The sequence below is a fragment of the Paraburkholderia acidicola genome (assembly GCF_002362315.1).
Taxonomy (GTDB): domain Bacteria; phylum Pseudomonadota; class Gammaproteobacteria; order Burkholderiales; family Burkholderiaceae; genus Paraburkholderia; species Paraburkholderia acidicola.
In genome coordinates, this window is the sequence record NZ_MTZV01000001.1 from 293374 (window position 1) to 305330 (window position 11957).

An 11957-nucleotide genomic window follows, 5' to 3' on the forward strand; every position below is an offset into this window, starting at 1 on the left:
ATTGAACCTGTCCTGAACCTGTCAAGCCTGCACACACGCTACGAAAGAGCACGAGGAACAACATGGAAAAGCAGTTGTATCAACCGCTCGGCGGCAACGAAATGCCGCGCTTCGGCGGGATCGCGACGATGTTGCGGCTACCGCAGCGCGACTCCGCGGCCGGACTGGATGCGGCGTTTGTCGGTGTACCGCTCGACGTGGGTACCTCGCTGCGCCCCGGCACACGCTTCGGACCGCGTGGCATTCGCGCGGAGTCGGTGATGATCCGGCCGTACAACATGGCGACCGGCGCGGCACCGTTCGACTCACTTGCGGTCGCCGATATCGGCGACGTCGCGATCAATACGTTCAACCTGCTCGACTCGGTGCGCATCATCGAGCAGGCCTACGACGGCATCCTCGAACACGGCACGATTCCGCTCACACTCGGTGGCGATCACACGATCACCCTGCCGATCCTGCGCGCGATCAAACGTCGGCACGGCAAGGTTGGCCTCGTGCATGTCGACGCGCATGCAGACGTCAACGACCATATGTTCGGCGAGAAGATCGCGCATGGCACGACGTTCCGGCGTGCAGTCGAAGAAGAGTTACTCGACTGCGAACGCGTGGTGCAGATCGGCTTGCGCGCGCAAGGCTACACGGCAAACGATTTCAACTGGAGTCGCGAACAGGGTTTTCGCGTCGTGCAGGCCGAGGAATGCTGGCACAAGTCGCTCGAACCGCTGATGGCCGAAGTGCGGCGCAAAGTGGACGGCGGCCCGGTGTATCTGAGCTTCGATATCGACGGGATCGATCCGGCGTGGGCGCCGGGAACCGGTACGCCGGAGATCGGTGGCTTGACGACGATCCAGGCGATCGAGATCATCCGCGGTTGTCAGGGGCTCGATCTGGTCGGCTGCGATCTCGTCGAAGTGTCGCCGCCTTACGATACGACAGGCAATACGTCGTTACTCGGCGCGAACCTGCTGTACGAGATGTTGTGCGTGCTGCCAGGGGTGGTTCGTCGTTAGAGCGAGCGCTGGTAGTCGCGCCGCCGCCTCACCACAGGTGGCGCTGCGAACCTGTGTGAATCCGGTACATGGGCACCGCGTGAAATCCGCTTACGCTTGTCGAGCGAGGCCGCAGCTCCGTGTCAGTTCACCGCACCCGGAGGTTGCACCGGCACCTTCGGCGCAAGCTTGCGCAACCGGCCCGCAAACCGGTGCGACGGCCGCTCGACGGCAAGATAGAACGCGTAGCTCAGCGCAAATGCAAAAGCGACGGTCGCGAGCCAGGTCCACGCCGGTCCGGCCGGGTAACCCGCGGCGCTGAGTATCGCGAGCGCGAGTTTGTGGCACAGATAAAGGCTGTACGACCACGCGCCGAGCGCCCCAAGCCGCGCCCACACGCCGCGTGCTGCTTCGCGCGCCGGTGTCGCCGTTTCCGCGGCGATCCATGCGGCGGCAAAGAACTGGAACAGCGTCAACGAGATGTCGGGACCGACGGTCGGCAGAAACGCCGGCTTGATGTGCGACGACGACGCGAGCACGAAGGTCAGCGAGCCCGCCGCGACCAGGGCGACGCGTGCCACGACCAGTTGCGCGGACAGTGCGCGTACGGCGACCCGCAACCCACGCACAATCCATCCGGTCACTTTCGAATACGCGCGGCGGCCATCGATACCCCCGCGAGCACGCTGCATATCAGCAATCAGGCTGCCGAGCAGCCAGCCCGGGAAGTACAGCAGCGACGTGCCGGCAACGCCATAGTTCTGATAGACACAGTGATCGCACACGACCCGCGCCTGCATATGCGTGAGCCACACCATCAACGCCCCGCCGATCAACGCGCAGACGATCATCTCGCCGACCCGATGAAAACGCTGCCGAACGAGCGGATACACGGTGTAGTAGACCAGCTCGCAATACAGCGACCACAGCACCGATTCCAGCAGCGTCGCCGCGTCGCCGACCGGCTGCGAGACCAGCGCGACGACCGCGAGCGGAATCCCGATCCGCACGTAGCGGGACACGAAATAGCTGACCGGCCGCAGGCTCGCATCGCGATGGTAGGCGTTGTGAATGCAGTAACCGGAAATCACGAAGAACACGATGACCGCGGCCGGGCCGGCAAACAGCACGACCAGACCTGACCACAGCGCGCCACCCAGCGACGCCAGATGGCCCGTGAAAATCGACTTGAACGGCGGCGGCCCGAAATGATAGAAAACGACCCAGGCGGCCGCCATGAAGCGGATCGCGTCGATTTTCAGCGATTTCGCGGACTGCACCGGAACGGATGGATTTGCGCGCATGAAGCGCCTCTTTAAATGCCTCGGGAAAGGCTACCCCCGCCGGGCGTAAAGAAAATCCGAAATAAATCGGCGGATTGTGGCTTGGGGCTTGGGGCTTGGGGCTTGGGGCTTGGGGCTTGGCGCCGCGGGGAGTGCCCGGAACGCGGGTCGCGCAGGTTGACTGGAAGCCGCCCGACCCAGCCTGCGCCAACGGCCGCCGACGCCCGGCCAGCCGAACGGAAACCCCAGTTTGTGCGATGATTCGGGATAGCTAGAAATCCAGGTCCGGCGACACCTCCGGCACCCACATCGATCCAACCGCCGCTCGCGCGGGAGATCGAGTCTTTTATATGCACGATCGCGTCTGTTGCCGGCGCGAAACGATCTATTGAGTACAGCCGCCGGTGTCACCCGGGCGGTGTGACACGGTTATTGAGGAGAATTCCCAGTATGGCAGTGCCAATTTCGCAGGCATGGACGGTTGCCACCTATGTCCTGAAGCAAAAATTATTGCGTCGCAGCCGCTATCCGCTCGTGCTGATGCTCGAGCCGTTGATGCGCTGCAATCTGGCCTGTGCAGGGTGCGGCAAGATCCAGTACCCGGCCCACGTGCTGAAGTCGGAACTCACCCCCGAGCAGTGCTTCAAGGCCGTCGAGGAATGCGGCACGCCGATGGTCGCGATTCCGGGCGGCGAGCCGCTGCTGCATCCGCAGATGCCGGAAATCGTCGCTGGTCTCGTGGCGCGCAAGAAGTACGTGTACATGTGCACGAACGCGCTGCTGCTGGCCAAGCAACTGCATCTGTTCACGCCGAGCAAGTACCTGTCGTTCTCGGTCCACGTCGACGGCCAGCGCGAGCACCACGATTTCGCGGTATGCCGCGAAGGTGGCTACGACATCGCGATGGAAGGTGTGCGCGCCGCGGTCGCAGCGGGCTTCCGCGTCACGACCAACACGACGCTTTTCGATGGCGCCGATCCGAACAGCGTACGTCTGCACTTCGACGAAATGATGACGGCGGGCGTGGAAAGCATGATGGTGTCGCCGGGCTACACGTACGACAAGGCACCGGACCAGAAGCATTTTCTCGGCCGTGCCCGTTCGAAGAAGCTGTTCCGCGCGATCCTGTCGAACCGTAAAAAAAGCTGGCGCTTCAATGCATCGCCCATCTTCATGGAATTCCTGATGGGCAAGAAGCAGCTCACCTGCACGCCGTGGGGCATGCCGACGTACAGCATCTTCGGCTGGCAGAAGCCGTGCTACCTGCTGCAGGACGGTTATGCGGACACCTTCGACGAACTGATGGAAAGCGTGAAGTGGTCCGAATACGGCACCGAAAGCGGCAATCCGAAATGTGCGAACTGCATGGTGCACTCGGGCTACGAGGCGAGCGGTGTGAACTACACGTTCGGTTCGTTCAAGGGGCTGTTCCAGACCGTCAAGGCGATGGTGCTCAATCGCTACAAGGACCCGGAAGCGACCGAGATGCTCGCAGGCTGGAAGTCTCCTTCGCGCGAAGTGCCGATGGTGTTCGTTCCCACGCCGCCGCGGGCCGCTCAGGTTGCTGATGCTGCCGCGGCTCAAATCGCCGAACCGGTCGTAGCCAGTGCACCTGCGCAGGTTGCGCCGGTTGCTTCGGTCAACCCCGACCAGATGGAAACGGCTGCGGGTACGGTGCACGAAAAGCTCGAAGGCTGGACGCCGCCGCTCACGACCGAAGCCGAAGTGCGCGAAGCGCTCGAAAAAGCCTTTGATTATCGCGGCGACGTGACGATCACGCGCAAGAGCGGCGTCGTGGTGAAAGGTTATCTGTACGACCGGCAATACGGCGCGGCTTTCAAGGACTGCTTCGTGCGGATCATTCCGACCGGCACGCAGACGAAGGAAGTGATTCCGTACGCGGACATCGCCGTACTCGGCTTTACCGGCAAGGATACGGCGGCCGGCAAGACCTTCGAATCGTGGGTCAAGCGGTACTGGGAGAAGAAGGCCGCGGGTGAGAAGAACATCCAGATCGAGCCGGAGTACCTGGGCGAGTAATGCCCGCGGGAGCGACAGCGTTTGTAACTCTGGCGCTTCCCTACCCCTGGCTGGGCTCTCGCGGCACATGGCAGGCAGACCGCATCGGCGGATGCCTGCTACTAAAACGCTATCGGTCACCAGGGGGAATCTGTCATGAAGATCGAATCGCAATGGGTTTTTGAGTGCCAGCCGCAGCACGTGTGGCCGCACTTCCTGCACGCCCAGATGGATTCGTCCCGCCCCGTACTGTTCTGGTTCGGCATTCCGAAGCCGATGAGCTGTCGTGTGCTCGAAGGCGTGGCGGCAGTCGGCAACACGCGTCAGTGCACCACTGACCGCGGCACGATCGACCAACGCATCCTGCAACTCGAGCCCAACCGGCTGCTGCAATACCAGATGCAGCAAAGCACGGTGTGGTGCCGCGCATGGGTCGGCAAACTGATCGACACCTTCACGCTCGAAGCACTCGACGACCACCGGACGCTCGTGCGCCGCACGACCGAATTCGAGGCCACCGGGCTGTTGAGAGCGTTGCGGCTCGTTGGGCTGTGGGCCGCATTGCGCCAGGCTCATGCCTATGCCGCGAAGAACTGGCGAAGGCTCGCGCAGGACGCGAAAATTGCCGAGCGTCAGACAACGGCTTTGACCGCCTGACCGCATCGCGCGAGTCGCGCCGCAGCAACTGCCAGGTACAGACTTCGTTCGCAAACCGCGTTTCGCCCGCCTCCATTCCCCCTGCCAGACAGACTCCGCCACGCCGCGTGCGCCGCCGACGCGTACCTACCTGCCCCATAAACCAATAAAAGCACCTCGAACCCGCCGTTATCCGAACACGGCAAACCTCTCCAGATTTGTCTTCCGCGACTCAAGATGTCATACGACGTCTTATCTAAATATGGCACACCCGCCATCTTGTCTGACTCATTTCAGCGTAAAACATGTCCACTAGGCGTACTTACGAGAAAAAGTGTCGAATTTACGCTAAATGTTCGTCGTGTAAACCCTGATGTCACCACTATTGTCTCCGGACATCGTATGACTTAGCATGGCCCCAGTCGAGTCATGCTACCGGTTCTTCCGCTCCGGTACGTGTGGCCGCAAGAGTGCCCTCATAGAAAACACACGGAGACACACAACACATGGCGCACAAGATAAAGGGCCTTCGCTGGTGGATGATCGGCCTGCTCACGCTCGGGACCGTGATGAACTACCTCGCGCGCAGTTCGCTTAGCGTCGCGGCGCCCACGGTCATGCAGGACCTGCATATCAGCACCGCGCAATACGGCTGGATCACCGGTGCGTTTCTCGTGATGTATCCGATCGGTGGCCCGATCACCGGTTATCTGATGGACCGTATCGGTCTGCGCTTTGGTTTTCTGCTGTGCGGCGTGTTGTGGTCCATCGTGTGTATGGCGCACGGTTTGGCGAACGGTTGGGTCGGGCTCTTCGTGCTGCGCGGCATGCTCGGTCTCGTCGAAGCGTCGTTTATCCCCGCCGGCATGCGCGCCGCGGCATTCTGGTTTCCCGCGCACGAACGCGGGATCGCAGCGGGCGTGTTCAACATCGGCACATCGGTGGGTGCGATCGCGGCGCCGCCGCTCATCGCGTGGTCGATCCTGCGCTACAACTGGGAAACCGCGTTCGTGATCGCCGGTGCGCTTGGTCTCGTGTGGGCCGTGCTGTGGCTCGTGCTGTACCGGCATCCGAGCGAACACAAGGCGCTGTCGCAGGAGGAAGCCGCCTATATCGCCGGTGATGAACGCGTCGTGCCGGTGCCGGACGGCGATCGTCCGCGCATCAGCCGCATCTTCAAACAGCGCAATTTCTGGGGCATTGCGCTGCCGCGCTTCTTCGCCGACCCGGTGTGGGGCACGCTCGTGTTCTGGATGCCTCTCTATCTGCACCAGGCGCGCGGCTTCGACCTGAAGGCGATTGCGATGACCGCGTGGCTGCCGTTCGTCGCCGCCGACGTCGGCTGCATGATGGGCGGCACGATCTCGATGTTTCTGAACAGGCGCTTCAACATCGCGATCCTGAACGGCAAGCGCATCGTCTTCACGATCGGTGCGGTCATCATGATCTCGATGGCCGGCGTCGGTTACGTGAAAGACCCGGGGATGGCGATCTTCCTGCTGTGCCTCGGCGGCTTCGCCCACCAGACCCTGTCGGTCACCGTCATCTCGATGTCCGCCGATCTCTTCCCGAAGCAGGAAGTGGCCACCGTCACCGGCTTCGCGGCGCTGGCGGCTGGCATCGGCAACCTGCTCTTCACCCTGACGATCGGCGCACTCGTCGCGACCATCGGCTACACACCGTTCTTCGTTGCGCTTGGTTTCGGTGATCTGATCGGGGTCGCGCTGATCTGGTCGCTAGTCAAGCCAGCGGTCACGCGCGGGCTTGCACCGGCGGGCAAACCAGTCAACGCATAACCGTCTCGCGGCGGACCGCGCGGTCCGCCGTCGCTCACCTCTCGTTTCCGGCCCGCGAGCTGCCAACGCTCCGCGCCTGGGACGGGCTTCGCCGATCGAATCATGCAACTGGACGCTCAGCATCGATGCTGAGCCGGTCCGGGGCGGGGTTCGTCCGTTCTCATCAGGAGAAGGTCATGCGTAATCTGCGTCGCGATCATCGATACGCGTTTTTCACTGCCGCCTCTAGCGCTATGGACGCTGTGCCACCCGTCGCGGCACGGCGTCGCGCACTCGCTGCACTAGGCGCCGGTTCGCTCGGTCTGCTGCTGTACGGCTGTGGCGGTGTCGATGCCACGTTGCCGGCCACTGCATCGTCGACAACCGGATCGCAGAGCACACCGCCTGTCACACCGCCGCCTGCTGCGCCTACCCCACCCCGCGTCTTCACACTCGACGCGAACGAAATGCTCAAGGCAAAGCAGCTTATCGCCGCTGCCAACCCGTCGTTGCAAACGTCCTGGTCCGCCCTGCTCGCCAGCGCGAATGCTGCTCTTCAGCTTGCGCCGTTCTCGGTCGTCGACAAGAACATGGTGCCGCCGAGCGGCGACAAACACGACTACCTCAGCCTCGCACCGTACTGGTGGCCCGACCCCACCAAGCCCAATGGGTTGCCGTATATCCAGCGCGACGGCCAGATCAATCCATCGTCGAAGAACAACGATTCGGATTCCGTGCGGATGCAGGCGTTCTGTTCGGCCATCGGCACACTGACCACCGCGTGGTTTCTCAGCGGCGATGCGCGCTATGCCGACAAGGCGGCATCGCTGCTGCGCACGTGGTTCATCGACCCGACCACGCGCATGAATCCGAATCTCAACTATGGTCAGGGCATTCCAGGCATTACGACTGGCCGCGGCATCGGCATCATCGACACGCGCAACTTCTGGCAGATCACCGATGGCATCGGCCTGCTCGCCTCGTCGAATGCACTCAGCGCAAGCGACCTCAGCGCCCTGAACCTGTGGTTTGCGGATTACCTGAACTGGCTTCTGACCAGCAGCAACGGCACTGACGAAGCTGCGGCGCCGAACAACCACGGCACCTTCTACGACGCACAGGTCACGAACCTCGCGCTCTTCACCAGCGACACCGCGACCGCGCAGAACGCGCTCAATCACGCGCTAACCAAACTGCTGCCGACACAGTTCGACAAAACCGGCAAGGAACCGCTCGAGCTGTCGCGCACCCGGCCGTTTCACTACAGCGTGTTCAACCTCGTTGCGTTCCTGCGGCTCGCGAAATACGGCGCGGCGGCGAACGTGGACATTGCGCACGCGTCGGCGGTTGCGGGTAGTCCGCAATCGCTACAGGCATCGGTCGCGTTCCTTGCGCCGTACGTCGCGAATCCGTCGAGCTGGCCATACCAGGACCTGACGGGCATCGAGTACGACGGCGATGGCAACGAATTCGACGGCGTGCTGCCGGTGCTCCAGCAGGCGGTGCTGCTATACGGCGCTACCCCTCAACTGACGGCCGCACTCGATGCGGTGCGCAGTCACCTGCCCAATGCCGTGAGCTGGCTGCAATGGCCGCTCACGACGACGAGCTAGCTACACCTCACCTCAAACGCCTCAACTCGCACGCATTTCCCTCCGACAAAAAAGGAAAGCACGACAATGACCCGACGACAACATCGCAACCCGTCAGCCCCGACCGGCAAACTCAACGTAACGAGCCGCGCATCGGGCTTCAATAGTCTGTGCATCGGCGCGCTGCTCGGCACACTGCCGCTGCTCGCCCACGCGCAAAGCAGCGTGACGCTATACGGGATTCTCGACGATTCGATTTCCTGGCAGAGCAGCCAGACGTCGCTGGGCTCGACATCGGGCGGCCGTTCGAGCGTGAAGCTCGGCTCAGGCGTATGGGCGGGTAGCCGCTTCGGGCTCAAGGGCAGCGAAGATCTCGGCGGCGGGACGAAGGCGGTCTTCCAGCTCGAGTCGGGCTTCAACGTGAACACCGGCGGTGCGCAATACACCAACGCGCTGTTTGGACGCCAGGCATGGGTCGGTTTGAGCAATGCGACGTACGGTACGCTCACTGCGGGCCGGCAATACACGCCATATTTCCTGCTGCTCTCGCCGTATAGCCCGACCACCTGGCTCACGGGTTACTACGGTGCGCATCCGGGCGATCTCGATTCGCTCGATACGCTGTACCGCGCCAATAACACGCTGATGTACACGTCGCCGAACATTCGCGGCCTCGTGGTCAGTGCGTCGTACTCGCTAGGCGGCGTGCCGGGCACGCTGTCGCAAGGCTCGACGTGGAGCGGCGCGTTGCAGTACATCAACGGTCCGTTCGGCATTGCAGCGGGTTTTGTGCGCACGAAGAATTCGACGATCGGCGGCGGCCCATGGGGCAGCGACTCGACGATGAACAGCGGCGGCGAATCGGGGATCTCGGCGGTAACCAACGGTTACCAGGACGCGCAGTCGCAGCAACGATTTGCGGTGACGGGCGGCTACAAGTTCAACAGCGCGTGGGACATCTCCGTGTCCTACTCGAATGTCCAGTACATTCCCGGCGTCAATTCGCGCTTCACCGATTCGGCGATCTTCAATACAGCGGGCGCCGTACTGCACTGGAAGCCCGTCGTCGCGTGGGACTTCGCGACCGGCTACAGCTACACGCGTGCGACTAAAGCCAACGGTATTACGAGTCCGGCGCAGTATCAGCAGGTGAATCTCTCCGAGTACTACTCGCTGTCCAAACGCACGGGTCTGTATGCGTTGCAGGCGTTCCAGCGCGCGAACGGCAAGACGCTTGGCACGCCTTCGTTGAACCCGGCTACGGTCAATCAGCAGATCAACGCTACCCCGAGCATCGGCGACGGTTATCAGAGTTCTCCGGCTTCGTCGCGTAGTCAGTTTGCTGCGGGCGTGGGCATCATTCACCGCTTCTAACCAGCGCCGGGCTTCCGGGTCCGGCTGACCAGAATCAGGCGATTCTGGTCGCACCTCTGGAAAGTCCAAAGCTAAATGAACCCACCTCCGCTTCATGTCGCCATGCGCTAGTGCGGTGTGACGACATGAGTGGGTCTGCCCTCGACGAACGCCACGATATTGCCAATCAACTGATCGGCGAGACACTGGATTGCCTCGTCGCTTGCCCAGGCCACGTGAGGGGTCAGGATAAACGCCGGATGGTCGAGCACATCATTGAACGGATGGTCTGCCGGCAGCGGTTCCGTTGTGACGACGTCGAACCCTGCGCCAGCAATATGACCTGCCTTCAGTGCGGCGACCACGGCAGATTCATCGACAAGCCCCCCGCGGGCGGTATTCACGATCAGCGGCCGCCGGCCTCCCCGATCGATCAGTGCGAACTGAGGTTCGCCGATCAGGTTTCGCGTGGCCGGCGTCAACGGGCAATGCAGCGTGATGACGTCGGACTGTTGCAGCAGTTCGTCGAACGGCGTGTAGAGCGGCCCCATGTCCGTCCGGTCCTTGTACGCGGAGAAGAGCACGCGCATGCCGAGTGCCCTTCCGATGTCGGCGACGGCCCGACCCAACACGCCATCGCCGATGATCCCGAGCGTCGCCCCCTTCAGGTCCCTGATCGGAAAATCGAAGAAGCAAAACTGACCCGACTCGAGCCAGCGCCCCGCGCGTACGGCGTCGCGGTAGGCGACGAGGCTTCGCCGCAACGCGAAGATCAGCGCGAACGTATGCTCCGGTACCGTTTGCACGGCGTAGTTGCGAATGTTGCTCACCATCACATCGCGTGCGACGCAAGCCTGCAGGTCGACATGGTCCGTGCCCGTTGCTGCTACGGCGACCATCTTCAGGTTCTTCGCGCCCGCGATATCGTGCGCGGTCAGGCGGACCTTGTTGGTGATGACGATGTCTGCGGACTGGATGCGTGACGGGACTTGTGCGGCCGGCGTGCCGTCGAAGAGTTCGAACTCGTGCGGGAACGGCAGTTCTTTTAATATCGTCTGCGGCGAAATCGTCGCCCGGTCGAGAAAGACCACGCGCAGGGGACGTGCGGCGCTTTGCATATCGGAATCTCCTGTTGAACAAAGGCATTCGGGCAGTGAGGCGCCGCGACCTCAACGACGAACACCTGCGAAAGGCATTGTGCACAGGTCCATGCATAGTTCGGTTGCCGCTTGTTCCACCATGCTTGCCGAACGGGAAAGGATTGGCGACCCGCAGGTTCCCCTTCGAAGCAGGCAGAGTAGACTTTGTGCGGTCACCCACCCAAATCGCATCCGCTCGAATTCCTGCAATGGTCAACCCGACACACTTCGACCTCCAGTCCCTCAGAGTTTTTCTGCTCGTGGCCGAACACGGCAGCCTCACGAAAGCGGCCGAGCATGGCCAGTTGACGCTCTCGGCAATCAGTAAGCGCATCGCCGACCTCGAGAGCGTAACGGATTGCACGCTGCTGATTCGCCGGCCGCGTGGCGTCGAGCTGACGGCAGCGGGACGGGGTCTGCTAGAGCACGCGGGCCGCGTACTCGACCGGGTGAACAGTATGGCTAACGAAATGAGCGATTACGCCGTTGGCGTGCGCGGACACGTGAGCTTGTGGGCCAATACATCGTCGATTGTCCAGTTCCTTCCGGTCGATCTCGCGCGCTTCCTCGACGCGAACCAGGCCATCAAGATCAGTCTTGAAGAACGGTCGAGCAACGAGATCGTCGAAGCCCTGAAGTCGGGAAAAGCCGATCTCGGCGTGTTTGCGGACAACGTGCCGGCGCACGGCATCGAACGACGCCCGTACCGGCAGGACGAACTGGTGTTGCTCGTTCCACGGGCTCACCGACTCGCGAACGAAGAAGCGATCGGCTTCGCGCAGACGCTCGATGAAGACTACGTCGGGCTGCATGCCGGCAGCTCGCTGCTCGCAAGAATGACCGACGCAGCATTCGATGCCGGGCGGCCACTCAAGGTCAGGATTCAGATGTCGAGCTTCGACGGCATTTGTCGCATGATCGAGGCCGGGCTCGGAATCGGCATTCTGCCGAGCGCGGCAATCAGACCGGAGCTGGTCGCCGCAAAGTTGCGGATGATCAAACTCACGGATCCGTGGGCGACCCGAACGTTGTGGGTCGGTGCGAGTGATTCCGCCACGTCCGCGCCGGAGGTCATCCGACTGTTCGACTTCCTGTCCGGCGAGTCGGACGCGTGGGCGACGGGCGCTTCGCTCTGATTAGTCCGTGCGGACGGCGATCCTCCCATGCC

At 62.4% G+C, this 11957-nt stretch carries 9 protein-coding genes; 7 read left to right on the top strand and 2 right to left on the bottom strand.

Features of this window, described 5'->3' with window-relative positions:
• The first annotated feature begins 62 nt into the window (after positions 1–62).
• Positions 63–1013, top strand: a complete 951-nt coding sequence (gene speB / locus BWP39_RS00945; RefSeq protein WP_096716512.1) for an agmatinase — start codon at positions 63–65, stop codon at positions 1011–1013.
• Between the two features lie 122 nt (positions 1014–1135).
• Here the strand turns inward: speB and BWP39_RS00950 are convergent, their stop codons facing one another.
• The gene (locus BWP39_RS00950; RefSeq protein ID WP_096716513.1) at positions 1136–2296 is read right to left on the bottom strand and encodes an acyltransferase family protein; all 1161 of its coding nucleotides are present in this window, start codon (positions 2294–2296) and stop codon (positions 1136–1138) included.
• Between the two features lie 429 nt (positions 2297–2725).
• Here BWP39_RS00950 and hpnH point away from each other — a divergent pair, with 429 nt between their 5' ends.
• The 5 genes from hpnH (at position 2726) to BWP39_RS00975 (ending at position 9671) form a co-directional block, all read left to right on the top strand.
• On the top strand, positions 2726–4315 hold the full coding sequence (hpnH, locus tag BWP39_RS00955) for an adenosyl-hopene transferase HpnH (RefSeq protein ID WP_170043817.1): 1590 nt from the start codon (positions 2726–2728) through the stop codon (positions 4313–4315).
• Positions 4316–4450: 135 nt separating this feature from the next.
• Positions 4451–4951: an SRPBCC family protein gene (locus BWP39_RS00960; RefSeq protein ID WP_096716514.1), complete on the top strand. Its 501-nt coding sequence runs from the start codon at positions 4451–4453 to the stop codon at positions 4949–4951.
• A gap of 485 nt (positions 4952–5436) precedes the next feature.
• Positions 5437–6726, top strand: a complete 1290-nt coding sequence (locus BWP39_RS00965) for an MFS transporter (protein WP_096716515.1) — start codon at positions 5437–5439, stop codon at positions 6724–6726.
• Between the two features lie 176 nt (positions 6727–6902).
• Entirely contained in the window at positions 6903–8318 is a 1416-nt protein-coding gene (locus BWP39_RS00970) for an alginate lyase family protein (RefSeq protein ID WP_157915113.1), read from the top strand.
• 66 nt (positions 8319–8384) lie between these two features.
• On the top strand, positions 8385–9671 hold the full coding sequence (locus BWP39_RS00975) for a porin (RefSeq protein WP_096716517.1): 1287 nt from the start codon (positions 8385–8387) through the stop codon (positions 9669–9671).
• A gap of 107 nt (positions 9672–9778) precedes the next feature.
• Here the strand turns inward: BWP39_RS00975 and BWP39_RS00980 are convergent, their stop codons facing one another.
• The gene (locus BWP39_RS00980) at positions 9779–10768 is read right to left on the bottom strand and encodes a D-2-hydroxyacid dehydrogenase (protein ID WP_096716518.1); all 990 of its coding nucleotides are present in this window, start codon (positions 10766–10768) and stop codon (positions 9779–9781) included.
• Positions 10769–10998: 230 nt separating this feature from the next.
• Here BWP39_RS00980 and BWP39_RS00985 point away from each other — a divergent pair, with 230 nt between their 5' ends.
• Entirely contained in the window at positions 10999–11925 is a 927-nt protein-coding gene (locus BWP39_RS00985; RefSeq protein WP_096716519.1) for a LysR family transcriptional regulator, read from the top strand.
• Positions 11926–11957 lie beyond the last annotated feature (32 nt).

Bases quoted from the DNA above. Each gene is read 5' to 3' on its own strand.
- speB (WP_096716512.1), top strand. From the start codon at position 63: ATGGAAAAGCAGTTGTATCAACCGCTCGGCGGCAACGAAATGCCGCGC.
- BWP39_RS00950 (WP_096716513.1), bottom strand. From the start codon at position 2,296: ATGCGCGCAAATCCATCCGTTCCGGTGCAGTCCGCGAAATCGCTGAAA.
- hpnH (WP_170043817.1), top strand. From the start codon at position 2,726: ATGGCAGTGCCAATTTCGCAGGCATGGACGGTTGCCACCTATGTCCTG.
- BWP39_RS00960 (WP_096716514.1), top strand. From the start codon at position 4,451: ATGAAGATCGAATCGCAATGGGTTTTTGAGTGCCAGCCGCAGCACGTG.
- BWP39_RS00965 (WP_096716515.1), top strand. From the start codon at position 5,437: ATGGCGCACAAGATAAAGGGCCTTCGCTGGTGGATGATCGGCCTGCTC.
- BWP39_RS00970 (WP_157915113.1), top strand. From the start codon at position 6,903: ATGCGTAATCTGCGTCGCGATCATCGATACGCGTTTTTCACTGCCGCC.
- BWP39_RS00975 (WP_096716517.1), top strand. From the start codon at position 8,385: ATGACCCGACGACAACATCGCAACCCGTCAGCCCCGACCGGCAAACTC.
- BWP39_RS00980 (WP_096716518.1), bottom strand. From the start codon at position 10,768: ATGCAAAGCGCCGCACGTCCCCTGCGCGTGGTCTTTCTCGACCGGGCG.
- BWP39_RS00985 (WP_096716519.1), top strand. From the start codon at position 10,999: ATGGTCAACCCGACACACTTCGACCTCCAGTCCCTCAGAGTTTTTCTG.